Consider the following 25,335-nt stretch of genomic DNA (forward strand, 5'->3'; position numbering starts at 1 on the left):
ACATGAATATAGCGGTTTCCAAACCTGACCTGACCATCCGGCTCTGCGGCCCGCGCGGCTTTTGCGCCGGCGTCGATCGTGCCATTCAGATCGTCGTGCTGGCGCTGAAGGCCTATGGCGCGCCAGTCTATGTCCGCCATGAGATCGTGCATAATCGCTACGTCGTCGAAGGGCTGGAGGCCAAGGGCGCCGTCTTCGTCGAAGAGCTCAACGAGATCCCGGCGGAACACCGCGCCCAGCCCGTGGTCTTTTCCGCCCATGGTGTTCCAAAGTCCGTGCCGGCGGATGCCGACGCGCGCAATCTCTTCTATCTCGATGCCACCTGTCCGCTGGTCTCCAAAGTGCACAAGCAGGCCATGCGGCATAACCGCCTCGGCCGCCATGTCATCCTCATCGGCCATGCCGGCCACCCGGAAGTGATCGGCACCATGGGTCAGCTTCCGGAGGGTTCGGTGTCGTTGATCGAGACGGTGGAGGATGCCGACGCCTATCAGCCGGCCGACCCCGACAATCTCGGTTTCGTCACGCAGACGACGCTCTCGGTCGACGATACCGCCGGCGTCATCGCGCGGCTGCAGCAGCGTTTCCCGAATCTTACCGCGCCGGCCGCCGACTCGATCTGCTACGCTACGACCAATCGCCAGGAAGTGGTGAAGGAAGCCGCTCCCGGCTGCGATCTCTTCATCGTCGTCGGCGCACCGAATTCGTCCAATTCCAAGCGTCTCGTCGAAGTGGCGCTGAGAGCTGGTGCCAAGAAATCCGTGCTTGTCCAGCGCGCCTCGGAAATCGACTGGGACGATATCGGCGCTATCAAAACCGTCGGTCTCTCCGCTGGCGCATCTGCGCCCGAGGTCATCGTCAACGAGATCATCGAAGCCTTCCGCGCCCGCTACAATGCCGTGGTGGAGCTTGCCGAGACGGTGAAGGAAACCGAGAATTTCCTTGTCAATCGCGAGCTGCGCAATATCGAACTGACGACGGCCGACATGGCCTTCGTCAACGGAGATTGAAGGGCATCTCGTCTTCGAGGCTTTGCCGCTTGCGCTGACGCTGCATCGGCAGCACCTCGGGATGAGACATAGAGAGTTTCGTCCGGGCGCCAAAGATCAGCCCTCATGGTAAGGAGGCCCTGCTGAACCTGAGCGGGGCCGACTCGAACCACGAGGGCGGGTGGTTGCGGTGGCCCGGCGTGTATCAAACAGGGAATAATTCGTGGCCGTTTATACCGATATTACCGAAGACGATCTGAAGTGGTTCCTCACGGAATATGATGTCGGCACATTGCTCTCCTATAAGGGCATCGCCGAGGGCGTCGAAAACTCCAACTTCCTGCTGCATACGTCGCGCGAGCCGCTGATCCTGACGCTCTATGAGAAGCGCGTCGAAAAGGGCGACCTGCCGTTTTTTCTCGGCCTGATGCAGCATTTGGCAAGCCGCGGTCTTTCCTGCCCGCTGCCCCTGCCGCGCAAGGACGGAGCGCTGCTCGGCCATCTCTCCGGTCGCCCGGCGGCGCTGATCTCCTTTCTCGAAGGTATGTGGCTGCGCAAACCCGAGGCAAAACATTGCCGCGAAGTCGGCAAGGCGCTCGCCGCAATGCATGTCGCCGGCGAAGGCTTTGCCATCAAGCGGCCGAATGCGCTGTCGCTTGAAGGCTGGCAAGGGCTTTGGGAAAAATCCGAAGCGCGTGCCGACGAGGTCGAACCCGGCCTGCAGGACGAGATCCGCGGCGAGCTGGATTTCCTTAGGCGCCATTGGCCGAAGGATCTGCCCGATGGCGTCATCCATGCGGATCTGTTTCCCGACAACGTCTTTTTCCTCGGCGACGAGCTTTCCGGGCTGATCGACTTCTATTTCGCCTGCAACGATCTGCTTGCCTACGACGTTTCGATCTGCCTCAACGCTTGGTGCTTCGAGAAGGACGGCGCTTACAACATCACCAAGGGCATGGCGCTTCTGGAAGGCTATCAAAGCGTGCGTCCGCTGGATGCCGCCGAAATCGCCGCCCTGCCGACGCTGTCGCGCGGCTCGGCGCTACGCTTCTTCCTGACCCGCCTCTATGATTGGCTGACGACGCCAGCTGGCGCTCTGGTCACCAAAAAAGACCCGATCGAATATCTGCGCAAGCTGCGCTTCCATCGCCAGGTCGCCTCCAGCGCCGAATATGGGCTGAAGGCATGAAACATGTCGATATCTTTACCGACGGCGCTTGCTCCGGCAATCCCGGTCCCGGCGGCTGGGGGGCGGTGCTGCGTTATGGCGATGTCGAAAAGGAACTTTTCGGCGGCGAACAGGAAACGACCAACAACCGCATGGAACTGATGGCGGCGATCTCGGCGCTCGGTGCGCTGAAGACGCCCTGCGAAGTCGATCTCTATACCGACAGCGTCTACGTCAAGGACGGCATCTCCAAGTGGATTTTCGGCTGGAAGAAAAACGGCTGGAAGACTGCGGACAAGAAGCCTGTGAAGAATGCCGAGCTATGGCAAGCACTTGATGAAGCCTATAACCGTCACAAGGTGACGCTGCATTGGGTCAAGGGCCATGCCGGGCACCCGGAGAACGAGCGCGCCGACGAGCTGGCGCGCAGGGGCATGGAGCCGTTTAAGCGGCAGTAGGCATGGCGGTCGGCCAATATTGGATAGTTGCTTTGCGCCAAGGGCAGTGATCAGACTGTCATGCAATTGGATCAAGCAAAGTGCTTGTTGGTTAAGGATCACGTTTGCTAACGAATTCTTTGAAAGTAATTTGATGATTTATCTCCTGCGGCACGGCGAAACTGTATGGAATACACTTGGTCGGTTCCAGGGACAGAAGGACTCGCCGCTCACCAACTATGGCATTGAACAGGCCGATTTGGTCGCCGAACTTCTCTATCAGGAGCTTTCCGACGACTATCGCTCGTTCGACTTTCAGGTCAGCCCTCTCGGTAGGACTCTTGAGACAGCCGGCAGGCTCAAACGTGTACTACCGCTCTCGATCCGCGAGGATGCACGGCTTATGGAAGTGACGGTCGGTTCATGGGATGGAATGACCAAATTCGAAATCGACACCGAGTTTCCGGGTGCCCTTGATGGTTCAGACGCTTTTGATTGGTATTTCAGGTCGCCCGATGGCGAGACGTTTGACCATGCGTGTGATCGTGCGAAGGCGTGGATTTCCGACGTTCAACGCCCAACCGTAGCGCTGTCGCACGGCCTTTTTGGCAGGATAATCCGCGGTGTCTATGCGGGCCTCTCTGAACGTGAGATGCTGGAGCTACCTGTTCCACAGGACGGTTTTTATTGTCTTCGCGATGGCGATCTCAACCTGATCTACCGCAAAACTTCCGCCGTACAGGCCGCAAATTGACCGGTCCTTAATGGCCGGATTGGGCCGGTAGATGAACAAGCTCTCGGGTGGGGCATGCCAATTCTATTCATCGTATCGATTTGTCTATAGTTCCCCGCGAACGGAATTACTTGGTGGACCAGTCCATGACAGAGGCAAGCATCAATGGTTTGAGTCCACGGCAATTGCACGCCAAGGCCTGGGCTGACGAATACGAACTTATCGATCGGCAGCTCTCGCCGCTCGGTTTAAGAGCCATGAAAGAGTTGCATCTAGCTCGTGCCAATACCGTCATCGATGTTGGCTGCGGGACAGGGCAGACGATCTTACAGTTGGCGGAGCGGGTCGGTGAGAAAGGATTGATCTACGGCGTTGATATTGCAGAAGAGCTTCTGACTGTCGCCAATCAACGCACGAGCCATCTCAAGCGTGTTCAGCTTATCAACGCTGATGCCCAAGCTTTAGAGCTTCCCTCCCACAGTGCGGATGCGATTTTCTCTCGTTTCGGCGTGATGGCATTTGATGATCCAATCGTTGCCTTCTCGAATTTTCATCGCTTACTGAAACCTGATGGAAGGATCGCATTCTGCTGTTGGCGCGCTTTCAGCGATAACGAATTGGATAGGTTTCCATTACTTGCAGCGGGATTTCGATCGCCATCGGATGAAACGCCGTTCAGTTTTGCTGACGCTGACTACGTCCGCAACGTCCTTGCTTCTGCCGGATTCAAGGATATCGAGATCGCAGCCTACGACGAAGCGGTGACAAGCGGTGGCGTAGATGCAATGACGCGCGTCCTTCTAAGCGTTGGCCCGCTGGGAAAGATCGCCCGCGAAAACCCCGCCGCAAAGTTGGCGGCCGAACCTAAGCTGCGAGAAGGACTCATTAGCCTTGGCAATGGGCCGAGCGTAGCGTTGGCTGCCTCGGTATGGATAGTGTCAGCAGTGGCCTAGTCGGGCCGAGGAATTCCCCCAGCCCGCTATCTCGTAGAGGCCGCAATGGGCCAAAATCGGCCATGATAGGTGCTCACCAAAAAGCCCAAACATCGCAACACCGCATCTTGCCCCTCAGCCCTTTCCCTCTATGCTGCGCCAAAACACCCAGGGAGATGAATATGATCTTGCATTGCGTTTTCATGCGGCTCAAATCCGCCATGACACAGGACGAGAAGAAAACGCTTTTCGAATCCATCGCCGCCTTGCAGCAGGTCATCCCCGGCATTCTCGATATCAAATACGGGCCGAATGTCTCGCCGGAGGGGCTGCATGGCGGCTTCGTTGATGGCTTTGTGGTGACGTTCGAGAGCTCTGAAGTGCGCGATGCCTATCTTGTGCATCCCGAACACGTGGCTGTCGGTGAGCGCATCGTCTCCTCGACCGATGGCGGCCTTGCGGGTCTTTTGGTTTTCGATCTCAACCTTTAAAGGCGCAGGCATAGGTCTGCGGGCCTGGTCATATGGGCTGCCGGCGCATAACGACGCGAAGACTCATCTCGGAGCGCAAGCGAAAACCCATCGCCCTGTAAAGCGAGATGGCCGGTGTGTTCGCGGCATAGGCATGCAGGTAGACCGTTTCGTCCCGCGCGGAGATCTCGCCGGCAGCGAAGCGGAAGAGCAGGGTGCCAAGACCGCGTCCCTGAAAATCAGGATGGGTGCAGAGCCCGCTGAGCTCGGCAAAACCCGGCTGGCGCATGCGCTGGCCGGCCATGGCGACGAGGCGGCCATCGATCTTTACGCCCCAAAAGGTGCCAAGGCTCTGGGCGCGTAGCGTGAAGGGACCGGGTTTGGTCAGCGTGGCTAGGGCGAGCATCTCCGCCGCATCGGCTTCCGTCAGCGGCTCGATCCGGCTGTCCGAAATCCGCTCATAGGGCCGTTCGGCGATCATCTGCACCAGCCTGCCTTCAGAGACGATCGTCAGCCCCTCAGGGAGCGGAAAGGGATTGGCTTCGACGAGCGCCATGACCTCGTCGGCGGCCGGCAGGTTCGCCAGAGCCTCGAGGCTTTCCGTCGAATCATCGGCGGGCGCTGCGAAGGGAACGATGGAGGGCGGATAGCGCCAGGCGCGCTCGTTGCCCTCGGCCAATGTCGTATGGGCGGTTCGAAGGGCGTTCCAAACCGGGCGATCGAGAATATGGCTCATGGTTTCTGCTCCTTGTGGAGCTTGCCTCGGCGGGCAAGGGGCGCTTCGGCAAGTCCGTCCTCGATTGCAGCGAGCTGGTCCAGGATCGGCCCGGAACTCTCGCCGCAGAGTTCGGTCACCGCCTGTTCGATGCGAGGCCAGACCGCTCGTTTCGAATAGTCGACGAGCTCCTGTCCTTGCGGCGTCAGTGAGACCAGTCTTCGTCGCTGGTCCGCGTGCGAGGCCTGCATGTCGACATAACCCAGCTCCAGAAGTTGCGAGACCGTGCGCGTGGCGCCGGGCTGAGTGATGCCGACAGCCTGGGCAAGTTCGCCGATGGTCAGCGGGCCGGCGCGGTCAATGGCCGCGAGGAAGGGATATTGGGCGGATTGGAGGGAAACGCCGAGCTCATCCATAACCTGCTGGGTATCGGCTTGAAGGCGTTCGCCGATACGGCGGAAGCGACTGCCGAGACACAGTAAGCCCAGGGATTTCACGACATCTTCAACCATGCGCCTATGGCTTCATTTATATAACTTGTTATATAAATTGTTATGGAAGTATTGTCCATTTGTTTTTGCCTTCCCATGGCTTCCGCTCTTGATCTTTCAAATGGACCGAGGCCGCAGGCACATCCCCGCGGCCACGTTTGTCCGGTTTTCTCAGCTCGACCTCGCCATCGCGGCAGCAAGCTGATCAACGTTATAACGGAACATTTTTTCATATGTCGCAGCCGGGCCGTTCGCCTTGGAGAGAGCCTCGACATAGAGCTCGCCGCCAGGCTCGGCGCCGGTGGCCTTGGCAACCTGCTGGACGAGACGCGGATCGTTCGAGTTTTCGAAGAAATAGGTCTTCACGTGCTCCGTTCTGATCTGCTCGATCAGCTTGGCGACGCCGGCTGCCGAGGCCTCGGTTTCGGTCGAAACACCAAGGGGCGACAGGAAGGTGACGTTGTATTCGCGGCCGAAATAGCCGAATGCGTCATGGCTCGTCAGGATCTTGCGGCGATCCCCGGCGATCTTGTCGAACTTGCCTTGCGCGTAGGCATCAAGGTCGGTCAGCGTCTTGGTATAGCGCTCGGCATTGGCCTTGAAATCGGCGGCGTCGGCCGGATCGGCGGCGGATAGCGCTTTTTCGATATTGGCAACCCAGATCTTCACATTGACCGGGCTGTTCCAGACGTGTGGATCGATGATGGTCTTGCCATCGTCGACCATGGTGCGGGTATTGATGCCCTCGGAGACGACGACCGGCGTGCCCTTATAGCCGGAAGCGCTGATCAGCCGATCCATCCAGCCTTCCAGACCTTCGCCACTGACGAAGGTGATCTTGGCTGCATTGAGCTTCTTGGCGTCAGTCGGCGAAGGCTCGAATTCATGGGGATCGCCGTTCGCGCCGACAAGGCTCGACACCTTCACATGGTCGCCGCCGACCTGCTTGACGACATCGGCGAGCACGGTGAAGGAGGCGACAACGTCGAGGGTTTCAGCCGAAGCCGGTGCCGCGATGCCGAAGGCGATGAAAGCCGGCAGCACCGCGGAGAGAAGCAGTCTGCGTCTGATCATAAAAATCTCCTTGATCAAGATTAGCCCCTGAGATGGGGGCGGGGAATAAACCGGCGGGCGAGGCCCGAGGGTGCGAAGAGAATGGAAAAGCCGTAGATCAGGCTTGCCGTGATGATGATGGTCGGGCCGGAGGCGAATTCGAGGTGATAGGAGGCGATAAGCCCGACATAGCCAGACGCAGTCGCTGTTGCCGCCGCGATCACCATCATTGCAGGCAGGCTGCGCGACCAGAGCTGCGCGATCGCCGCCGGCAGCATCATCAGCCCGACCGCCATCAGCGTCCCGAGCGCCTGGAAGCTGGCGACGAGATTGAGCACCACCAGCAGCAGGAAGAGAAAATGATAGACCGGCCCGCGACCGCCGACGGCGCGCAGAAAACCGGGATCGAAGCACTCCATCACCAATGGCCGGTAGATGACGGCGAGCGCCAAAAGCGTCACCGTGGTGATCGCGCCGATCTGGTAGAGGGCAGGGGCGTCGATCGCCAGGATGGTGCCGAATAGCACATGCAGGAGATCGATATTGGAGCCACGCAGAGATACGATGAGTACGCCGAGCGCCAGTGACGTTAGATAGAAGCTGGCGAAACTCGCATCCTCCTGCAGCACCGTCATGCGGCTGACAAGCCCGGAAAGCAGCGCCACCGACAGGCCGGCCACAAGCCCGCCAAGCCCCATTGCCGTCAGCGACAGCGAACCGGCGATCAGATAGCCAATGGCGGCCCCCGGCAGTACGGCATGGCTCATGGCATCACCCATCAGGCTCATGCGCCTCAGCATCAGAAAGACGCCGATTGGTCCGGAACCAAGCCCGAGGCAAAGGCAGGCGACGAGCGCGCGCCGCATGAAGCCGTAGTCGGCAAAGGGCGCGAGGAAGATGTCATAGGCCGTCATTGAGCCGGCTCCCGCTTCGCCAATTGCTGGTGGGTAAACTCCCGTTTCGGGACGCAGTCTTCGGCGTCCTCGTCCCATTGCTCGGCCATTGCCCGCGCCTTGATGAGATTGTCGGAACTCATAACGTCCTCTGTCCGGCCCCAACCAATGAGTTCGCGGGCGATCAGCAGCGTCTGCGGAAAATGCGCACGCACCTGATCGAAATCATGCAGCACCGCAATCACCGTGCGTCCATCGCTATGCCAGCGCAGGACAATGTCCAGCAGGTCGCGCGTGGTGCGCTGGTCGATGGCGGTAAAGGGTTCATCGAGGAGGATGACTTGGGCGTCCTGCAGCAGCAGCCGCGCAAAGAGTACGCGCTGGAATTGCCCGGCTGAAAGCGAGCCGATGTGCCGGCGCTCGAAACCGGCAAGACCCACAGCCGCGAGCGCATCTCGGGCACGTTCTGCGTCGGCGCGTGAAAAACGGCCGAAGGCACCGGAATTCTTCCAAGCGCCGAGCATGACGGTATCGGCCACAGAGATCGGAAAACGTCTGACGATGTCAGCCGCCTGCGGCAGATAGGCGAAATCGTTGCGCGAAAGCGTGCCGCGATCGATAGACCCTTCCGCCGGCTTCAATTCTCCAATGATTGCCTTGAGCAGCGTCGATTTGCCGGCGCCATTGGGCCCGGCAATCGCCGTCAGGCTGCCGGCCTGGAAGGTGCCGGAAATGTGGTGTGCGGCGGGATGCCGCTCATAGGCGACGGTGAGATTGTCGAGACGGATGGGAGCGCTCATGCCAGCGCCACCGCCCAACCGATCGCAGCCCAGAGAATTGCAATGCCGATCGCAACAAGGGCGAGGCGTGTCAATGCCGATCGCCCGATCAGGGATGAGATAAAGGGATCTTTGCTGAAAGACATATGGCAATTTCCATTATGTAATAACATTACGTCTTGTAACCCAGGAAATGCGGCGGAAAAGTGGCGGAATGCGGCGCTTATATCTTTGATCGCCAGAAAAAATCACGATGACGATTGGCCTTAATCGCTGCCAATGCTATAGATTGCGCATTATATGTTACACGGCTCATTGTGAAGGCTGCACAAAAGGATACGCCCATGAACGTCTCAATTGGTGAGCGCTGGGAAAAATTCGTTGAAAAAACGGTCGAAGAAGGGCGGTACAGCTCCGCCAGCGAAGTTGTGCGGGAAGGTCTCCGGCTCGTAGAGGAGCGTGAGGCGAAAATCGCAGCTTTGCGACGCACTTTGGAGGCATCGATCGCTGGTGGTGGCGATGTATCGGAAGAAGAGCTCGATGCATCGCTAGACGCGGTGGAAGCCGAGCTGAAGAAAGAAGGTTATTGATGTGCCGCGCATTCGTTATCTAGCGAGTGCCAAAGCCGATTTCGATAATATCTATCGATATATCAGACAAGAAGGAGGTAGCGCGGAAAGCGCTCGAAATTTTATTGGCAAACTTCGTGGCAAGTGTCGTCACTTGGCGACACTGCCAGGTCAGATGGGTCGTGCAAGGCCCGAATTGTTGACCGATGCTCGCAGTTTTGCATTTCAGGGGTACGTGATCTTCTTCCGCTACGTCGATGATGTTTTTGAAGTTGCGAACATCCTCGAAGGCCATCGAGACCTTGAACGCCATTTTGACAAGGGCAGCTAGTAGGACAAAGGGCGCCGGTCTTCGGATACCCTTTGTCCTTTCATCCTCAAAGCCTAAAGCTGCTCGATCATCGCTGCCGCGCCAGAAACCGTCGCTTGGCCGGGGCTTTCCTCGATGTTGAGCGTCTTCACCACGCCGTCTTCCACCAGCATGGAATAGCGCTTCGAGCGGATGCCGAGGCCGCCGGCGGAGAGGTCGATATCGAGGCCCAGGGCCTTGGCGAAAGAGGCGTCCCAATCGGCAAGGAAATGGATCTTGCCCATGCCGCCGGAGGATTGCGCCCAGGCGCCCATGACATGCCAGTCATTGACGGCAACGACGGCGATGTCGTCGATGCCCTTGGCAAGTATGGCGTCGCGGTTTTCCAGATAGCCAGGCAGATGGTTCAGCGAGCAGGTCGGCGTAAAGGCGCCGGGAACGGCGAAAAGCACGACACGCTTGCCGGCGAAAAGCTGGTCGGTGGTGAGCTCCACCGGACCGTCTGCAGTTTTTTCCTTGAAGGTGGCGGCAGGCAGTTTGTCGCCGATAGCGATGGTCATGGCACTCTCCTTTGGTTGCGATCAAGGCGGCTGAACCGCCGCCCTTTGAATGAAAATGGTTGGGCGAAACTATAGGTCCGCGCTATTCGAACGCAAGCGTGGTTTCCATGGCGTGTTCGCCGTCAATGACGAGGATGCCCCAGCTTTTGCCCTTGATATCGTAATTCTTCGGAAGCTTGCCGATCGCGATATCCGTCGCAAAGATCTTACCGTCGCGTGTGCCGTTCGCCTGTTTGAAAAAGACATAGCCGGCCGGCCCGGTCACGTAGATCGACGGAGCGCTTGCTGTTGCCTCCGGTAGCGTCAGGCGCAGCGAAAGGGTCTTTGCGTCGGGCGAGAGCCGGTGATCTTCGACGGCAAAATCAGGAGAAGGAGCCTGCGGCAACGAGGCGTCGGCGGCGTCCAGCAGCGCCTGTTCATGCGCCGTCGATTGGCCGGCAGCGGGCAGCGGCAGCGAAAATTCGGTCTGGAAGGGAATGCAGATGTCCTTGCAGAGCCCGATGAAGGCTGTGAGGTGGAGTGTCGCTGGCGGATGGCTGCTGACACGGAAATCGAGAGGAAACGTCACCGGGGCATCGTAGCCAATTTCCTGAATCGCGCCGACGGTGATCGGCTTCGGCGTAGGATAGCTGGTCTTTTCCAGCGTAACGCCACTATCGGGCGCTGGACTGACCTGCGGCGGAATTCCGCTTTCGCCCGGCTCGCGCCAATAGGTAATCCAGCCGGGTGCAGGCTCGATTTGCAGAGCGGCGCGGATATGGCCCTGAGCATCCGCCGCCAGCGCCACCAGCCGCATGCGGCCGCCCTCATTGTTTGCCCAGTCGCTCATGGCAGCATGGGCAGTGCTGTCACTTAGCGTTGCGGCTGCCAGCATTGTCAACAGCGGGATAAAAGAGAGTTTTCCGATCATGGAACAAGGATTTACCGGATGGCGCAGGCCTCGGCCAGAACGGTGCGAAAAAGAAATGATCATTTTCAGTTGATTGATTTATGACATTGCCCCATCTTCTTTTCGAGGGGCGCAGTTACAGACTGCAGTCAGGAGGTACGATGTCCCTATCGACTCTGAAGAATAGAAGCGAAAGAGGTTTTCTCGACGGCCAGTTCCTGATTGCCATGCCCGGTATGGAAGACCGGAATTTCAATCGCACGGTGATCTATATCTGCGCCCATTCCGCCGCGGGCGCCATGGGCTTCGTCATCAACCGCGCGCAGAACCTGACCTTTACCGATGTGCTGCTGCATCTCGAAATGATCAAGGATGACGATGCTATTCTTCTGCCGCCGGTCGCCCGTGATTTCCCGATCCAGACCGGCGGGCCGGTCGAAAGCGGCCGCGGTTTCGTCCTCCATTCCGACGACTATATCAGCGACAGCAGTATTCCGGTGAGCGACGATATCAGCCTGACCGCAACATTGGATATCGTGCGCGCCATTTCCAAGGGCGGCGGGCCAAAGCGCGCCACCATGCTGCTCGGCTATGCCGGCTGGGGTGCGGGTCAATTGGAGGCGGAAATCAGCAATAACGGCTGGCTCAATTGCCCGGCCAACGAGGAATTGATCTTCGACCGCAGCCTTGACGATAAGTATGAACGTGCCTTGGCTTTGATGGGTATCAATGCCGCCATGCTGTCGCCGCACGCGGGGCATGCCTAGCCCTCAACGTCCTTGTGGAACGAAATATTGATAGTGACGTTTCTTTGTCACCGCGCCGGCAACTCCGCTGGTGCTGAATGAGGAGGCGTTCGCCATGGGCAGCATGAGTGACAAGGTATCCGGCAAAGCCAACGAGACGGCTGGCAAAGCCAAACAGGTGGCTGGCAAGGCCACCAAGAGCAAGAGCATGCAAACCGAAGGCACGGCCCAGAAGGCTAAAGGTAAGGCCCAAGTGGCCGTTGGCAAGGCCAAGGATAAAGCCAAGGGCGCAGTAGACCGGATGTGATCCGGCAGTTCGGGTATGCGCCAAACTAAGTGCTGCGCCCTTTCGCATGCTGTCGCATGCCCGGTGCAGTGAAAGAGCCTGTCACGAATTCGCGACAGGCTCTTTTCCATATTTGCCAGGGCCAAATTCGGAGCGCTTTCCATGAGGCTTTACGCCTGCGACCATTGCGGCCAACCGGTCCATTTCGATAACCGGCAATGCGTGCGCTGCGGCTATCGGCTTGGCTTTGTTCCCGAGCGTCTCGCGATGCATGCGCTGGAGGCCGATGGATCGAATTGGCGCCTTGTTGCCGAGCCGACCCAGGTCGTCCGCTTCTGTGCCAATGCTACGCTGGATATCTGCAATTGGATGGTCGAAGCGGAAGATCCCGAACCCTTTTGCATCGCCTGTCGTCATAACCGGCTGGTGCCGAATACGGATACGCAGCAGGGCATAGACCGTTGGAGGCGCATCGGCCAGGCGCAACGGCATCTGTTCTATTCCTTGTTACGCTGGCGTCTGCCGCATCCCGATTGCAAGCAGGATCCGGAAGGCGGGCTAGTCTTCGATTTCCTCGAGGATGAGGTGCAGGACGGCACCGTCGTGCCGGCCACCACTGGCCATGAGGAGGGCCTCATCACCATCCGTGCGGCCGAGGCCGACGATGTGACGCGCGAACAGGCCCGCACGTCAATGAACGAGCCTTACCGCACGCTGCTCGGCCATTTCCGTCATGAGACTGGGCATTTCATCTGGAACAAGTTGATCCGCGACCGCGATCAGTTCGATGCCTTCCGCGCCATCTTCGGCGATGAGCGGGTGGATTACGGCGCGGCCCTGCAGCAGCATTACGACAATGGCCCGCCGGCGAACTGGCAGGAGAATTTCATCAGCGCCTATGCCAGCGCCCACCCCTGGGAAGATTTTGCCGAGTGTTTCGCGCATTATCTTCACATCGTCGATACGCTGGAGACTGCCCGCTCCTTCGGTCTTGCGGTCGATCCTCGTGGCTATCACGAAATGGCGGCGGAGGTGGATTTCAATCCCTACAAGGCTGAGAGCGCCGAACAACTCGTCAGCGCCTGGATTCCACTGAGCGTCGCGATCAATTCCATCCAGCGCAGCATGGGTGAGCGGGATTCCTACCCCTTCATCCTGTCGCCGCCGGTCGTCTCCAAACTGGACTATATTCGGCAGGTGATTGATGCAGCATAATTTCCCTCACCCTAGCGGGAAGGGGAGTTATTGGAGAAAATCCCCGCCAGTATAAAGGGAACCGTCAGGCCCGCTTCGTCAGCGGAAATCGTTCCTTCAGCAGCCGCAGCACCGAGTCCGATCCCATCGGCGGGCCGAAGATGAAGCTCTGGCCATAGGCGCAGCCCATCTTGGCGAGTTCGAGTGCATCCTCTTCCGACTCGATGCCTTCGGCGACGACGCGCATGTTGAGCTCGCGCGCCATGGAAATCACCGAACGCAGAAGCACGGCCTTCTTGTCGCTTTCATCGCGCACCATCGCTTTGTCGAGCTTGATCGTGTCGAAGGGGAAGCGGGTGAGATAGGAGAGCGAGGAATAACCGGTGCCGAAATCGTCGAGTGCCAGACCGATGCCGGCTTCGCGCAGCTTGCCGAGCACGAGGCGGGCCTGTTCCGGATTTTCCATCACCTGCGATTCCGTCAATTCGAGCTTGATGCGGTTCGGCTCGCAATGGGTTTTGGCGAGCAGGGCGCGGATATCGTCGTAGAGCTCGTTGTTGAGGAGCTGCACGCTGGACAGGTTGATGGAAACGAAGAGCGGCAGATCGCCGGTCTGGCGCTGCCAGGCCATCAGATCGTTGGTTGCCTGCTCCATCGCGAACATGCCGAGTGGGCCGATGATATCGGAAGCCTCGGCGATCGGGATGAATTCCGACGGCGGAATATTGCCGCGTTTCGGATGCTCCCAGCGCATCAGTGCCTCGAAACCGGCGACTTCGGCATCCTCCAGCCGAACGATCGGCTGGTAAACCAGCGACAGCTCCTTGCGCTCGACAGCACGGCGAAGGTCCGTTTCAAGCTGCAGACGATCAGTGCCGAAGCTGCGGAAAGCGGGCTGGAAAGGCTCGACGCGATTGCCGCCGGCCCGTTTGGCGCGGTACATGGCAAGCTCGGCGTCGCTCAAAAGACCCATAGCGCTTTCCTGCTGATCGACCCAGGACGTCAGCCCGATCGAAGCTGTCAGGATGATTTCGCGATTGGCGAAATTGATCGGCACCATGATTGCCTTGCTGATGGCATCGGCGAAATCGGCGACCTTGGCCGGATCGCGCTCCGAAACAAGGATAAGGCCGAACTGGTCGCCGGAAAGCCGCGCCAGCGTGTCCTGCGGCTTCATCAGGCGGCGCAGCCGCCGCGTCAGCGCGATCAAAATATTGTCGCCGGCAGCGACGCCGAGCGTATCGTTGACCAGCTTGTAGCGATCAATGTCGATCACCATCACCGTCGGACGCACCTGATTGCCTTCCGGCGCCAAGGCGAGAACGGCCTGCAGGCGGTCGATAAAGACCTGACGGTTCGGAAGTCCGGTCAGATTGTCGTGCAGCGCGTCGTGAAGCAGACGCTCGATCGAATTCTTCTGCTCGGTGACATCGACGACGGTGCCGACGCAGCGGATGATTTCGCCGTTCGAACCCAGCACCGGGCGAGCGCGGATCGACAGCCAATGGAAATGCCCGTCTTCGGCGCGGATGCGGAATTCATGGTTCAGCCGGCCGCGGCGGTGTTCAAGAAGCACGTCGAGCGTCGCGCGGAAACGATCGCGATCATCGGGGTGCAGGCGCGGCAGCCAGTTGCGCGCTGCGCCATGCATAGTGCCTGGAGACAGGCCGAGTTTCACCGAGATATCCGGCGTCGTCACCACGCGGTCGCGTGCCACATCCCAGTCCCAAACAGTATCGCCGGAACCAGTGAGCGCCAGGGATTGCCGCTCGAGATCGGAGAACAGGCCCTGCTGAAATGCGCCACCGGCAAAGGCATGCTGCATCACCGTGAAACCGATCAGGAGCACGATCAGAACGAGGCCGCCGCCGAGGGCGGGCTGGATGATGTCGTTGTCGAGCTTGCCCGTTATCGTCATCCAGGCGCCGAATAGCCAGACGAGGATCAGCGCCCAGGCGGGCACGAGCAGAATGGCGCGGTCATAGCGGCTGAAGCCGAGATAGATGATCAGCAGTAGCCCCGCCGTTGCCGTCAGCGCCAGCGATAGCCGAGCGACGCCGGCCGCGATCGACGGATCATAGATCGCAACGCCGAAGAGAAGGGCGAGACCGAGCACCCAGGCAAGCGTCACATAACCGAGATGCGCATGCCAGCGATTGAGGTTCAGATAGGTGAACAGGAAGACCACCAGGCTCGACGCGAGCGCCACCTCCGCACAGGCGCGCCATATTCGTTGATCGCTGGAGGTAATGCTGATGAGTTTGCCGAGAAAACCGAAATCGACGCAGATGTAGCCGAGCACCGCCCAGGCAAGCGCAGCCGTCGCCGGCAGCATCGAGGTACCTTTGACCACGAAGAGAATGGTCAGGAACACCGCCAGCAGACCGGCAATGCCGAGCACGATGCCCCGATAGAGCGTGAAGGCGTTGACCGTGTCCTTGTAGGCGTTCGGTTCCCAAAGATAGAGCTGCGGCAGGTTCGGTGAGGAGAGTTCGGCGACAAAGGTGACGACCGCGCCGGGGTTCAGCGTGATGCGGAAGACATCCGCCTCGTCGCTCGGCTGCCGGTCGAGAGCAAAGCCTTCGCTCGGCGTGATGGCGATGATGCGTTGCGAGCCGAGATCCGGCCAGAACAATTTCGAATTCACCAGACGGAAGTGAGGCGCGACGATGACGCGTTCGAGCTGCTCTTCCGAGACATTGGCGAGTGCGAAGACCGCCCAGTCGCCTTGATGGTTCGGCGACGAGGATCGTACCTCAATACGGCGGCGAATGCCGTCGGCGCCGGCTGCTGTGGAAACCTGAAAGGCTTCACCCTGATTGGTGTAGATCTCGGTCGTCGCCGTCAGATCAAGCGCGGTATCGTCGCGCGAAATCTTCACGGGCTCGGCTGCATGCGCCATGCCGGCAAGCAGGAACAACATGACAGCCGCAAGCGTCGCGAGGATCGCGGACAACCATTTGGTCAACGGCGGGGCCGGCGTGAGGTCGACGGTCATGGTTTGTCGGATTTTCTGCTCAGGTCGGCATCGGATGCCAACCGGGAAAACATCACGTGATCACGCCACTGACCGTTAATTTTTAGATAACCGCGCAAATGACCTTCCCGCTGGAAACCGGCCTTTTCCAAAAGCCGCATGCTACGCTCGTTATCCGGAATACAGGCTGCTTCAATACGGTGCAACTCAAGTCCGGAAAAGATATAGGGTATAACCAACTGAAGTGCGGCGAACATATGGCCCTGGCCTGAATGCCGCTCGCCCATCCAATAACCAATCATGCAGCTTTGTGCAGCGCCACGGCGGATGTAACCGATCGTTATGCCACCCAGCAAGGTCATATTCTCTTTAAGGAAAATAAAAAGTGGAATGGCCTGGCCGGAACTATATTCCTGTTTTCCCCGAATGACACGGGCCCGGTAGGCGCCCTCGGTCAGTTCGTCATGCCGCCAGGTGGGTTCCCAGGGTTCCAGGAAACGGCGGCTTTCGGCGCGCAGCCGGTGCCACTGATTGAAATCGGAATAGCGGGGCAGACGCAGCAGATAGGTCTCGTTTTCGAGTTCAACCGCGTCCGGATGACGTGACAGAAACCGAAAGACCGATTTTTGCATTCCGCCCAGTACTCCCCGGAAGATTGAACCCATCGGCGCGCGATGTGGGTTTTAGCCGCTCGCGCTTATGGAGGCTGGGGTCGAAGATGATAGGGATGTCACGATATCTTCCATCGGCGCCAACTGCTCCAACGGTCCGATCGCCGACAGCGTCGGCACCGTGTCGAAGAACAGGCGGCCGGCCAGATCGGTCAGCCGGTCGATAGTAATGCCTTGCAGCCGCTCCAGCATTTCCTGATTTGGAATTGGCCGGCCGTAGAGCATCATCTGCCGCGCGATCTGGCCGGCGCGGGCTGCCGGGCTTTCCTGGCCCATCAGCAACTGCGCGCGGATCTGGGCGCGGGCGCGCTCGATTTCCTGCTGTTCGATCTTGTGGGAGGATTTGTGCAGCTCGTCGACGATGACCGGCAGCAGTTCCGGCAGGTTCTCGCCGCCGGTCGCGGCATGGATGCCGAAGATGCCGGTGTCGGAGAAGCCCCAATGGAAGGCATAGACGGAATAACAGAGGCCGCGGAACTCACGTACTTCCTGGAACAGCCGCGAGGACATGCCGCCGCCGAGGATGTTGGCGAGGATCTGCGAGCAGTAGAAATCGCGCGTGTGGTAGGCGCGGCCTTCAAAGCCGAGCAGGATCTGCGCATCCATCAGGTCTCGCGTCTCGCGGATATTGCCACCGATATAGCGGGCAGGTTCGATGACGGGCGGCGCCGAGGGCTTGGTCGGCAGGGTGGAGAAACGCTCTTCGACCTGGCGCACGAAGCTTTCGTGATCCACCGCGCCGGCGGCAACCACGAACATGCGATCGGTCGTGTAATTCCGGCTGAGATAACCGCGGATTTGCCCGGGCGAGAAGGAGACCACGGTTTCCGGCGTCCCTAGAATCGCCCGGCCGAGCGTCTGGCCGCGATAGGCGACTTCGGAAAACTTGTCGAAGACTACATCGTCGGGCGTGTCGTTCGCTGCGTTGATTTCCTGCAGGATGACCTGCTTTTCGCGCTGGAGTTCATCCTCGTCGAAGGCGGATTCGGTGAGGATATCAGCGAGGATATCGACGGCGAGCGGCACATGATCCTTCAGCACGCGGGCATAATAGGAGGTCGTCTCGGTCGAGGTGGCGGCATTGACTTCGCCGCCGACATTTTCGATTTCCTCGGCGATTTCGCGCGCCGTGCGGCGGGCCGTGCCCTTGAATGCCATGTGTTCCAGCAGATGCGCGATGCCGTGTTCCGCCTCGGTTTCATTACGCGAACCCGATTTGATCCAGACGCCGAGTGCCACGCTTTCGAGGTGTGGCATCGTCTGGGTCGCTACTGTCAGCCCGGACGCAAGCCGGGTGCACTCCACTGTCATCGTCTATCTTTCTGCGTCTATCATTCCCCGGCCCGGGCATGTTTGCCGATAAAAGTTTCAACGGCTTTCAGCTCGGGATCGAGGATATCGAAACGCTCCTCCCTGTTCATCAGTCCAGCAAGCCACGTCGGAAGCGCCGGGTCAATACCGCATGCCGATTTTACTGCGGCGGGGAATTTTGCCGGATGTGCGGTGGCAAGCGTAACCATCGGGCTTGACGACTTCTCGTTTTTCTCTGCCACGAAGACGCCGATGGCCGTGTGTGGATCGATGAGATAGCCGGTGTTATCGAGTGTTTTGCGGATCGTCGCAGCGACCTGTTTCTCGTTGGCGCGGCCGGCGCGGAAGTCCTTCTTGATGGTCTTCAGAGCCTTTTCGCCGATCGAAAAACCCTTCGATTGTTTCAGGCTTTCCATGGCAGCGCGGACCTTCGACGCATCGCGGCCATGGGCTTCGAACAGCAGCCGTTCGAAGTTGGAGGAGATCTGAATGTCCATGGACGGCGCGGTGGTGGCCTTGACCTCACGCATCTCATAACGCCCGGTCTTCAGCGTGCGTGCAAGAATGTCGTTCTCATTGGTGGCGATCACCAGCCGGTCGATCGGCAGGCCCATGCGCTTGGCGACGTAGCCGGCGAAAATATCGCCGAAATTGCCGGTCGGGACGGTGAAGGAAATCTTCCTGTCCGGGCCGCCGAGCGCGACGGCGGTGGTGAAATAATAGACCACCTGCGCCATGATGCGCGCCCAGTTGATCGAATTGACGCCCGAAAGTTTGACGTGGTCGCGGAAGGTGGTGTCGTTGAACATGGCTTTGACCAGGTTCTGGCAGTCATCGAAATTGCCGTTGATCGCCAGCGCATGCACATTGGCCGCCGTCGAGGTGGTCATCTGCCGTTGCTGCACCGGGGAGACCTTGCCATGCGGGAAGAGGATGAAGATGTCGGTGCGGCCGCGTCCAGCAAAGGCGTCGATCGCCGCCCCGCCGGTGTCGCCCGAGGTCGCGCCGACAATGGTCGCCCTTTGGCCGCGCTTTTCCAAGGCGTAATCCATCAGCCGCGCCAGCAACTGCATGGCGACGTCTTTGAAGGCAAGCGTCGTGCCGTGGAACAGCTCCATCACGAAACTGTTCGGACCTGTCTGCACCAGCGGCGCGACGGCCGGATGGCGGAAGGTGGCATAGGCTTCGTCGATCATGCTCCGGAAGACATCGTCCGGAATTTCGCCGTTGGTGAAAGGCGACAACACGGCAAAGGCGACGTCCTGATAGCTCTTGCCTCGGAAAGCACGGACCTCTTTTTTTGTAAGGGTCGGCCATTCACGGGGTACGTAGAGCCCGCCATCGCGCGCAAGGCCGGCCAGAAGGGCGTCGCAGAAGCCAAGGGCAGGGGCTTCACCCCGCGTTGAGATGTAATCCACGGTTTAGAATTCCTTTGGTCGCAAAATTGCCGGAGTGGTGGGATGAGAGGGTAAAAGAACGAAGCGATGGCAGCCCGTCTTTTTGCGTCGGATCAGCCGCGTGGTTTTCGCGTTTGCACAAGGCCCGCCCGGCTCTGTCCGGTGGGCGGCGGCTTGCGCCAATCTGTCGACGTCGAAAAGTGAGCCAAAACGGTGCCTACCCAATCGATTTTTCGTTGCGCCGCTGGTATAGACCATCGCCAAGTGTCATAAAAGGCCCGTCGAACAGGCTGCAGGCCGATAATGTGAATTATTGCAGAGGGTGGAATAATAGTGTTTGGCAGGGTTTCGCGTCGTCTTTTCTCCGCTTCGACTTTGGCATTGTTGGCTGGTTGTAGTTCTCTCGGTTTCGGCGGTAGCGACAAGCAGGCTGGAACGGATGTGACGGTAGCGCCGCAGGCAACGGCCGGCAACCCATCTTCCGCCAGCCCCGCGCCGCAGGTGACCGGCGGCCAGGCCTATGTGGCCGGCAAGTGCCCGCAAGTCGTAATCCGTGATGAGGCGTCCAGCTATCGCACCTACGCGAAAGGTGCCAAGGACGATCCGAACCAGTTGACCTATCAGGCATCGCTCGCCCAGGCAACGCGCCAATGCACGACCGATGGCAGCAGTCTCAGCATCCATGTCGTCGCGCAGGGCCGCCTTGTCGCCGGCCCGATGGGAGGACCCGGTAAGGTGACCCTGCCGATCCATGTTGCCGTTATGGACAACAACACCGCGCTCTACAGCAAGACCGTCAATTTCACCGCCGAAATCCCGCCGGGCGAAACCACGACGCAATTCCTCTTCACCGATGACGACATCAACGTCGCCGGCGGCTCCGGTGGCTTCACGGTTGTCCAGGTCAGCTTCGATCAAGGGCCGCAGAAACCCGAGAAGGGCCAGAAGCCAGTCCGCAAGAAGCATCAGTAAGGTTGTGATCGGGCAGGCAGTAGGCAGTAGGCAGTAGGCAGTAGTAAAAGGTCACCTTGTCCTTGCCACTGCCGACAATATAGGCGCAGCTTCTATTGCCTATTGCCTACCGGCCTCACAAAACGCCTTCCCACTCCGCCAGCGCCATCACCACGCCGGGCAGATCGGCCATCCGGGAGATCACCGTTTCCGCGCCCGCATCGGTCAACCGGTCGGCATGTGAAGGATAGGTGTGCGAAGCGCCGGTGAAGCCGATGACGCGCATGCCGGCGGCGCGTGCCGCGTGGACGCCATGGACCGAGTCTTCGACGACAATGACGTTGGCCGGCGCAACGTTCAATTGCTTGGCGCCGTGCAGGAAAATATCCGGCTTCGGCTTCACGCGGTCGGCGCCGAGATCCTTGGCGGAATAGATGTGCGGGGCGAACAGTTCCTTGTAGCCGACCTTGGAGAGCATCATGTCGAGCCGTGCGGAACTGGAGTTCGAGCAGACGCAACGCGGCATCGGCAGGCGTGACAGGGCAAGAGGAACGCCCGGGATAGCCTTGACGTCGTTGGCGAGCCTCAAGTCCAGAAGCTTTTCGGACTTGTCGAGCAGCGATGCCGAGATCGGGATGCTCGCCTCACGTTCGACTTCGAACAGAATGTTCTGCCAGGTCATGCCGGAAAAGCGCTCGCCCATTTCTTCGACGCCGATCGGGTAACCTGCTTCCGTCAGGAGCTTGGATTCAACATCCGCCGCGATGATTTCCGAATCGACCAGAACGCCGTCGCAGTCAAAGATGATGAGGTCGAAGCCATTGCTCATGAGAATACACTGCCTTTAGTGGGGCTCTAAATAGGCATGGCCTTAATCCAAAAACTGCGTGGCGCTTCTTGGGGCCTGCTCTGAATGGGCCTGCTCTGAATGGGATTGTGCGGCTTTACACGATGCTCCGGCAAAGCTCAACCAACGAGCAGACATGGCAGTATTGCGTTGGCGGAAAGGATAGGCCGAGTTTTGGGGCCGACTAAAAGGGTCAACCGTGATGAGTCATGTTGAAAAAGTCGCTGCGCAGGCTTTTGGCATGCAATTGCCCAACCTGCGCCTCATATTCCTCTTGAGCCGCCTGCCAGAATGGCTGTGCCTCGGTAATCTTGCTTCGCCCAGCGGGCGAGAGCTTCAACATCAGCCGACGGCTCCCGTCCGTTTCGGGCGCGCTGACGATCAGCTCCTGTTGCTGCAGCGGCTTCACGGCCCGCAGCAGGGTCGTGCGGTCCATCAGCATCGCGGCCGCCAGTTCGTTCATGGTCATCCGCTCATTCTGCCGGAGGAAGTTCAGGAGCGAAAACTGCGTGCTGGTTATGCCGGTCGGCGCCATATGGCGCTCGTAGAGTTTCGAGACGTGCCTTGCCAGTTGCCTGGTCGCCAAGCAATGGCACGCAAGAGCACCAAGATCGTCTTCGGTTTGCATGATGCCAATATGCATGTGCATATGCACCAAGTCAAGTTGCCGTCAAGACCTGGAGAGATGTCCGACATTCAGGCGTCGACGCTCTCGGGTCCTTTATCCAACTCGCCGGCTTCAATAGGAAACAGCGCCAGAAACCGGCGTTCACCCTCCGAGGTAAATAGGATCGAACGGCTGTTTTCCATTCGCCGAGCCCAGCCCTTGTCGAAGAAATTGGAAAGCAGCGCCTTGCCGAGGCTGCCGGCGAGATGTGCACGGCGTTCGCTCCAATCGAGGCAGGAGCGGCAGAGCGGGCGCCGTGTCGAGCGCAGCCCCGTCACGTCGATGCCGATCGAGGTAAGCCGCGCTTCGCCGCATTCCGTCAAATTCAAACCGTCGCCGACCTCCAAGATCGCGCCGGATGCGATCAGGCTATCAAGCATGCGCACGCCGTAATCCCCGGCAAGATGGTCGTAGCAGATGCGTGCCTTGCGCAGCGCCGGCTCTTTCGGGCCAGGCCGGTGGCGCAGATGTCCTCGCGTGGCAGCAAAGCCCATGATACTTTCAAGCAGCTTGCCGACGCCATCGTCGGCCAGCGCGAAATAGCGGTGCCGGCCTTGCTTTCGCTGCGCGAGCAACCCGCCCGCTTCGAGTTTCGACAAATGCGTGCTCGCCGTCTGCAGGGTGATACCGCCGACCTCGGCCAGTTCCGTTGCCGTCAGGGCGCGGCCATCCATCAGAGCGGTGAGCATGTTTGCGCGCGCCGGATCGCCGATGAGCGCGCCGATCTGCGCTATGTCAGGACCTTCCTTCATACTTCGATCGTAACCGAAGCATCGACGTCACGCAATATGCGAAAACATCCCCATCACCAAAGGAAACGACCATGATCACCTGTTTCATCCGCTACGAAATCGATCCCTTCAAAAAGGATGCCTTTGCCGAATACGCCAGGGCTTGGGGCCAGGTCATCCCACGCAACGGCGCTGATCTCATCGGCTATTTCGCACCGCATGAAGGTTCGGAGACGACGGCATACGGCGTCTATAACATCGAAAGCTTGGCTGCTTATGAAGCCTACCGCGCTCGCCTCACAGCCGACCCGCTCGGCAAGGCGAACTACGATTTCTCCTGCCGCGAACGCTTCATCATCAGGGAAGATCGTATCTTCCTGAAAAATGTTTCGCTGCCGCATGGCCCGAAGGTGACGCCATGATCGCCGTCATTTTCGAAGTCGTTCCCTATCTCGGCGAACGGCATCACTATCTCGATCTTGCCGGCAAGCTGCGCGCGGAACTCGAGACGATCGACGGCTTCATCTCCATCGAACGCTTCGAGAGCCTGACGCAACGCGGCAAGCTTCTCTCGCTGTCCTTCTGGCGCGACGAGGCGGCGGTCAAGGAATGGCGCAATCGTGAGGCCCATCGCGCTGCGCAAAAGGCCGGGCGAGGCGGCGTTTTTGCGGATTATCGCCTGCGTATAGCGCATGTGGTGCGTGATTATGGAATGAATGAGAGGGACGAGGCCCCGGCTGATAGCCGGGCGGTGCATGATGGATCGGAGACCGCGAGCGACGACGGACAATCGACGCAGCCTTGAGAATTTGCAAAATGTGATGCCCGCTTCAGCCTTTGGTAACCAACTTAGGTAACCATAACACTCAGTTAAGCGTATCGAGTAAGTGTAACAGCGAGTATCACATGGCGTCAGTTTTCCCGCTTGCCGACCTCAGGACTTCCGCAACGTCGGGCTCTTGGGTCGACACGATCATCAAGGGCGATTGCGTGGCCGCTCTTGAAGCACTGCCCACGCATTCCGTCGATGTCATCTTCGCCGACCCGCCTTATAATCTGCAGCTCGGCGGCACGCTGCATCGCCCCGACCAGTCGCTGGTCGACGCCGTCGATGACGAGTGGGACCAGTTTGCTTCCTTCGAAGCCTATGACGCCTTTACCCGCGCCTGGCTGCTTGCCTGCCGTCGCGTGCTGAAGCCGACGGGCACGATCTGGGTCATCGGTTCCTATCACAATATCTTCCGCGTCGGTGCGACGATGCAGGATCTGAACTTCTGGATCCTCAACGACATCGTCTGGCGCAAGACCAACCCGATGCCGAATTTCAAGGGCCGTCGCTTTCAGAACGCCCATGAAACGATGATCTGGGCAAGCCCTAACGCTAAGGCCAAGGGCTACACCTTCAATTACGACGCCATGAAAGCCGCCAATGACGACGTGCAGATGCGCTCCGACTGGCTGTTTCCGATCTGCAGCGGCGGCGAGCGGTTGAAGGATCAGGACGGCAAGAAGGCGCATCCGACGCAGAAGCCGGAAGCCCTGCTTGCGCGCGTCATCATGGCATCGTCCAAGCCCGGCGACATCATTCTCGATCCTTTCTTCGGCTCTGGCACCACCGGCGCCGTCGCCAAGCGCCTTGGCCGCCACTTCGTCGGCATCGAACGCGAACAGGATTACATCGACGCGGCCAGCGCCCGCATCGCAGCCGTCGAGCCACTCGGAAAGGCGGAACTGACCGTCATGACCGGCAAGAAGGCCGAAGTTCGCGTCGCCTTCAACGTGCTGATCGAAAGCGGTCTCATCAAGCCCGGCCAGGTGCTGACGGATGCGAGGCGCCGCTATAGCGCCATCGTGCGCGCCGACGGTACGGTCGCCTCCGGCGGCGAAGCAGGCTCCATTCATCGCCTCGGTGCAAAAGTCCAGGGCCTTGATGCATGCAACGGATGGACGTTCTGGCACTTCGACGACGGGCAGTCCCTGCGCCCGATTGACGAGTTGCGGTCGATCGTCCGCAATGATCTGGCCAAGGCGGAATAATCGCAATTATTTAAGCGGCATGGTTTATCCGAAAGCCTTTCCCGGCTTTCGCGACCATGCTGCAGCCGGATCCGCATATCCGCCTTCTTCCGTCGAGTACCTCCAGTTAGGGAGGAAGGCGAGATGCCCAGGATTCACAAATCCTGGGCGTCTTTTTTTGACGGCTCAAAACTCCTGATAATCCGTCACCTCGACCCGGACGACGCGTCCGTTTTCGTCGAAGGTGATCGTCTCTTCACCCTCCCGGATCAACGGCTTGCCGGTCTTGCTGTTCGTTGCCCGGACGGACCAGACGGCGCGGCCGGAAAGCGGCGTCAGCGTTTCCACCAAGGAATTAGCGGCGGTTTGATCCGGATAGGTATCGAAATAGCCGCGGAAAGCTTCCATGATCGCCTCGCGACCGGCAAGGCTGCCGACGCCGTTCGAGACGTAGGTGGCATTCTCCGCGAAGAAATTTTCGATTGCTTCGTAGTCGAGCCTGTTGATCGCGTCATGAAACAGGGTGATGCGTTCTGCCGGATCGAAAACCATG

At 59.3% G+C, this 25,335-nt stretch carries 31 protein-coding genes; 15 read left to right on the top strand and 16 right to left on the bottom strand.

The features are described 5' to 3' along the window. The first annotated feature begins 2 nt into the window (after positions 1-2). From ispH to QDY28_RS05215, 6 genes are all read left to right on the top strand, one after another. Positions 3-1,010 carry a 4-hydroxy-3-methylbut-2-enyl diphosphate reductase gene (ispH, locus tag QDY28_RS05190; RefSeq protein WP_331380594.1) on the top strand — a complete coding sequence of 336 codons (1,008 nt, stop codon included), beginning with the start codon at positions 3-5 and terminating at the stop codon, positions 1,008-1,010. A gap of 202 nt (positions 1,011-1,212) precedes the next feature. After that, on the top strand, positions 1,213-2,178 hold the full coding sequence (locus QDY28_RS05195) for a homoserine kinase (protein ID WP_331380596.1): 966 nt from the start codon (positions 1,213-1,215) through the stop codon (positions 2,176-2,178). Then, the gene (gene rnhA, locus QDY28_RS05200) at positions 2,175-2,615 is read left to right on the top strand and encodes a ribonuclease HI (RefSeq protein WP_331380597.1); all 441 of its coding nucleotides are present in this window, start codon (positions 2,175-2,177) and stop codon (positions 2,613-2,615) included. The genes QDY28_RS05195 and rnhA overlap by 4 nt, the downstream gene beginning before the upstream one ends. Positions 2,616-2,748: 133 nt before the next feature. Then, positions 2,749-3,348, top strand: coding sequence for a histidine phosphatase family protein (locus QDY28_RS05205; RefSeq protein ID WP_331380598.1), 600 nt, complete (start codon positions 2,749-2,751; stop codon positions 3,346-3,348). A gap of 125 nt (positions 3,349-3,473) precedes the next feature. Then, positions 3,474-4,280, top strand: coding sequence for a class I SAM-dependent methyltransferase (locus tag QDY28_RS05210; protein ID WP_331380599.1), 807 nt, complete (start codon positions 3,474-3,476; stop codon positions 4,278-4,280). Between the two features lie 161 nt (positions 4,281-4,441). Beyond that, positions 4,442-4,750 (top strand): Dabb family protein, encoded by a 309-nt coding sequence (locus QDY28_RS05215; protein ID WP_331380600.1) that lies wholly within the window; start codon positions 4,442-4,444, stop codon positions 4,748-4,750. A gap of 28 nt (positions 4,751-4,778) precedes the next feature. Here QDY28_RS05215 and QDY28_RS05220 read toward each other — a convergent pair whose 3' ends face one another. From QDY28_RS05220 to QDY28_RS05245, 6 genes are all read right to left on the bottom strand, one after another. Then, positions 4,779-5,465, bottom strand: coding sequence for a GNAT family N-acetyltransferase (locus QDY28_RS05220; RefSeq protein ID WP_331380601.1), 687 nt, complete (start codon positions 5,463-5,465; stop codon positions 4,779-4,781). Beyond that, a complete protein-coding gene (locus QDY28_RS05225; RefSeq protein WP_331380602.1) occupies positions 5,462-5,956 on the bottom strand; it encodes a MarR family winged helix-turn-helix transcriptional regulator in 495 nt (164 codons plus the stop codon). The genes QDY28_RS05220 and QDY28_RS05225 overlap by 4 nt, the downstream gene beginning before the upstream one ends. Positions 5,957-6,106: 150 nt before the next feature. After that, the gene (locus QDY28_RS05230) at positions 6,107-7,009 is read right to left on the bottom strand and encodes a metal ABC transporter solute-binding protein, Zn/Mn family (RefSeq protein ID WP_331380603.1); all 903 of its coding nucleotides are present in this window, start codon (positions 7,007-7,009) and stop codon (positions 6,107-6,109) included. A gap of 20 nt (positions 7,010-7,029) precedes the next feature. After that, positions 7,030-7,902 (bottom strand): metal ABC transporter permease, encoded by an 873-nt coding sequence (locus QDY28_RS05235; protein ID WP_331380604.1) that lies wholly within the window; start codon positions 7,900-7,902, stop codon positions 7,030-7,032. Then, positions 7,899-8,681 carry a metal ABC transporter ATP-binding protein gene (locus tag QDY28_RS05240; protein WP_331380605.1) on the bottom strand — a complete coding sequence of 261 codons (783 nt, stop codon included), beginning with the start codon at positions 8,679-8,681 and terminating at the stop codon, positions 7,899-7,901. Before QDY28_RS05240 ends, QDY28_RS05235 begins: the two co-directional genes overlap by 4 nt. Further along, entirely contained in the window at positions 8,678-8,806 is a 129-nt protein-coding gene (locus tag QDY28_RS05245) for a hypothetical protein (protein WP_331380606.1), read from the bottom strand. The genes QDY28_RS05240 and QDY28_RS05245 overlap by 4 nt, the downstream gene beginning before the upstream one ends. A gap of 198 nt (positions 8,807-9,004) precedes the next feature. Between QDY28_RS05245 and QDY28_RS05250 the strand changes: the two genes are divergently transcribed. Together QDY28_RS05250 and QDY28_RS05255 are read left to right on the top strand one after the other, a co-directional pair. Further along, positions 9,005-9,250, top strand: coding sequence for a type II toxin-antitoxin system ParD family antitoxin (locus QDY28_RS05250; RefSeq protein ID WP_331380607.1), 246 nt, complete (start codon positions 9,005-9,007; stop codon positions 9,248-9,250). A gap of 1 nt (position 9,251) precedes the next feature. Next, positions 9,252-9,560 carry a type II toxin-antitoxin system RelE/ParE family toxin gene (locus QDY28_RS05255; RefSeq protein WP_331380608.1) on the top strand — a complete coding sequence of 103 codons (309 nt, stop codon included), beginning with the start codon at positions 9,252-9,254 and terminating at the stop codon, positions 9,558-9,560. A 53-nt stretch (positions 9,561-9,613) separates the two neighbouring features. Here the strand turns inward: QDY28_RS05255 and QDY28_RS05260 are convergent, their stop codons facing one another. Both QDY28_RS05260 and QDY28_RS05265 read right to left on the bottom strand, forming a co-directional pair. Then, positions 9,614-10,099: a peroxiredoxin gene (locus tag QDY28_RS05260; protein ID WP_331380609.1), complete on the bottom strand. Its 486-nt coding sequence runs from the start codon at positions 10,097-10,099 to the stop codon at positions 9,614-9,616. A gap of 82 nt (positions 10,100-10,181) precedes the next feature. Beyond that, the gene (locus tag QDY28_RS05265; RefSeq protein WP_442967481.1) at positions 10,182-11,009 is read right to left on the bottom strand and encodes a protein-disulfide reductase DsbD domain-containing protein; all 828 of its coding nucleotides are present in this window, start codon (positions 11,007-11,009) and stop codon (positions 10,182-10,184) included. 140 nt (positions 11,010-11,149) lie between these two features. On the opposite strand from QDY28_RS05265, the gene QDY28_RS05270 reads away from it, so the two are divergent. From QDY28_RS05270 to QDY28_RS05280, 3 genes are all read left to right on the top strand, one after another. After that, the gene (locus QDY28_RS05270) at positions 11,150-11,755 is read left to right on the top strand and encodes a YqgE/AlgH family protein (RefSeq protein ID WP_331380610.1); all 606 of its coding nucleotides are present in this window, start codon (positions 11,150-11,152) and stop codon (positions 11,753-11,755) included. A gap of 94 nt (positions 11,756-11,849) precedes the next feature. Next, complete coding sequence (locus QDY28_RS05275) at positions 11,850-12,041, top strand: CsbD family protein (RefSeq protein ID WP_331380611.1); 192 nt, start codon at positions 11,850-11,852, stop codon at positions 12,039-12,041. Between the two features lie 141 nt (positions 12,042-12,182). After that, entirely contained in the window at positions 12,183-13,235 is a 1,053-nt protein-coding gene (locus QDY28_RS05280) for a zinc-binding metallopeptidase family protein (protein ID WP_331380612.1), read from the top strand. A gap of 64 nt (positions 13,236-13,299) precedes the next feature. On the opposite strand, the gene QDY28_RS05285 is transcribed toward QDY28_RS05280, so the two are convergent. Genes QDY28_RS05285 through thrC form a run of 4 tightly spaced genes read right to left on the bottom strand, consistent with a single transcriptional unit; the run spans position 13,300 to position 19,591 of the window. After that, complete coding sequence (locus QDY28_RS05285; protein WP_442967482.1) at positions 13,300-16,212, bottom strand: EAL domain-containing protein; 2,913 nt, start codon at positions 16,210-16,212, stop codon at positions 13,300-13,302. Continuing rightward, entirely contained in the window at positions 16,209-16,823 is a 615-nt protein-coding gene (locus tag QDY28_RS05290) for a GNAT family N-acetyltransferase (RefSeq protein WP_331380614.1), read from the bottom strand. Before QDY28_RS05290 ends, QDY28_RS05285 begins: the two co-directional genes overlap by 4 nt. 51 nt (positions 16,824-16,874) lie before the next feature. Continuing rightward, positions 16,875-18,173 carry a M16 family metallopeptidase gene (locus tag QDY28_RS05295; RefSeq protein ID WP_331380615.1) on the bottom strand — a complete coding sequence of 433 codons (1,299 nt, stop codon included), beginning with the start codon at positions 18,171-18,173 and terminating at the stop codon, positions 16,875-16,877. A 20-nt stretch (positions 18,174-18,193) separates the two neighbouring features. After that, entirely contained in the window at positions 18,194-19,591 is a 1,398-nt protein-coding gene (gene thrC / locus QDY28_RS05300) for a threonine synthase (RefSeq protein ID WP_331380616.1), read from the bottom strand. A 420-nt stretch (positions 19,592-20,011) separates the two neighbouring features. On the opposite strand from thrC, the gene QDY28_RS05305 reads away from it, so the two are divergent. Next, the gene (locus tag QDY28_RS05305; RefSeq protein ID WP_442967483.1) at positions 20,012-20,542 is read left to right on the top strand and encodes a hypothetical protein; all 531 of its coding nucleotides are present in this window, start codon (positions 20,012-20,014) and stop codon (positions 20,540-20,542) included. Between the two features lie 115 nt (positions 20,543-20,657). Here the strand turns inward: QDY28_RS05305 and QDY28_RS05310 are convergent, their stop codons facing one another. The 3 genes from QDY28_RS05310 to QDY28_RS05320 form a co-directional block, all read right to left on the bottom strand. Further along, positions 20,658-21,350, bottom strand: a complete 693-nt coding sequence (locus tag QDY28_RS05310) for an HAD family hydrolase (protein ID WP_331380618.1) — start codon at positions 21,348-21,350, stop codon at positions 20,658-20,660. 211 nt (positions 21,351-21,561) lie between these two features. Continuing rightward, the gene (locus QDY28_RS05315; protein WP_331380619.1) at positions 21,562-21,903 is read right to left on the bottom strand and encodes a MarR family winged helix-turn-helix transcriptional regulator; all 342 of its coding nucleotides are present in this window, start codon (positions 21,901-21,903) and stop codon (positions 21,562-21,564) included. Positions 21,904-22,064: 161 nt separating this feature from the next. Next, positions 22,065-22,787 (bottom strand): ArsR/SmtB family transcription factor, encoded by a 723-nt coding sequence (locus QDY28_RS05320; protein WP_331380620.1) that lies wholly within the window; start codon positions 22,785-22,787, stop codon positions 22,065-22,067. A gap of 71 nt (positions 22,788-22,858) precedes the next feature. On the opposite strand from QDY28_RS05320, the gene QDY28_RS05325 reads away from it, so the two are divergent. From QDY28_RS05325 to QDY28_RS05335, 3 genes are all read left to right on the top strand, one after another. Beyond that, positions 22,859-23,188 (top strand): NIPSNAP family protein, encoded by a 330-nt coding sequence (locus QDY28_RS05325; RefSeq protein ID WP_331380621.1) that lies wholly within the window; start codon positions 22,859-22,861, stop codon positions 23,186-23,188. After that, positions 23,185-23,571 (top strand): antibiotic biosynthesis monooxygenase family protein, encoded by a 387-nt coding sequence (locus QDY28_RS05330; protein ID WP_331380622.1) that lies wholly within the window; start codon positions 23,185-23,187, stop codon positions 23,569-23,571. The genes QDY28_RS05325 and QDY28_RS05330 overlap by 4 nt, the downstream gene beginning before the upstream one ends. 101 nt (positions 23,572-23,672) lie before the next feature. Next, positions 23,673-24,803 carry a site-specific DNA-methyltransferase gene (locus tag QDY28_RS05335; RefSeq protein WP_331380623.1) on the top strand — a complete coding sequence of 377 codons (1,131 nt, stop codon included), beginning with the start codon at positions 23,673-23,675 and terminating at the stop codon, positions 24,801-24,803. A 165-nt stretch (positions 24,804-24,968) separates the two neighbouring features. On the opposite strand, the gene QDY28_RS05340 is transcribed toward QDY28_RS05335, so the two are convergent. Then, positions 24,969-25,334: a nuclear transport factor 2 family protein gene (locus QDY28_RS05340; protein ID WP_331380624.1), complete on the bottom strand. Its 366-nt coding sequence runs from the start codon at positions 25,332-25,334 to the stop codon at positions 24,969-24,971. Between the last annotated feature and the right edge of the window lies 1 nt (position 25,335).

This window comes from Rhizobium sp. BR 362 (genome assembly GCF_036528765.1).
Taxonomy (GTDB): Bacteria; Pseudomonadota; Alphaproteobacteria; order Rhizobiales; family Rhizobiaceae; genus Rhizobium.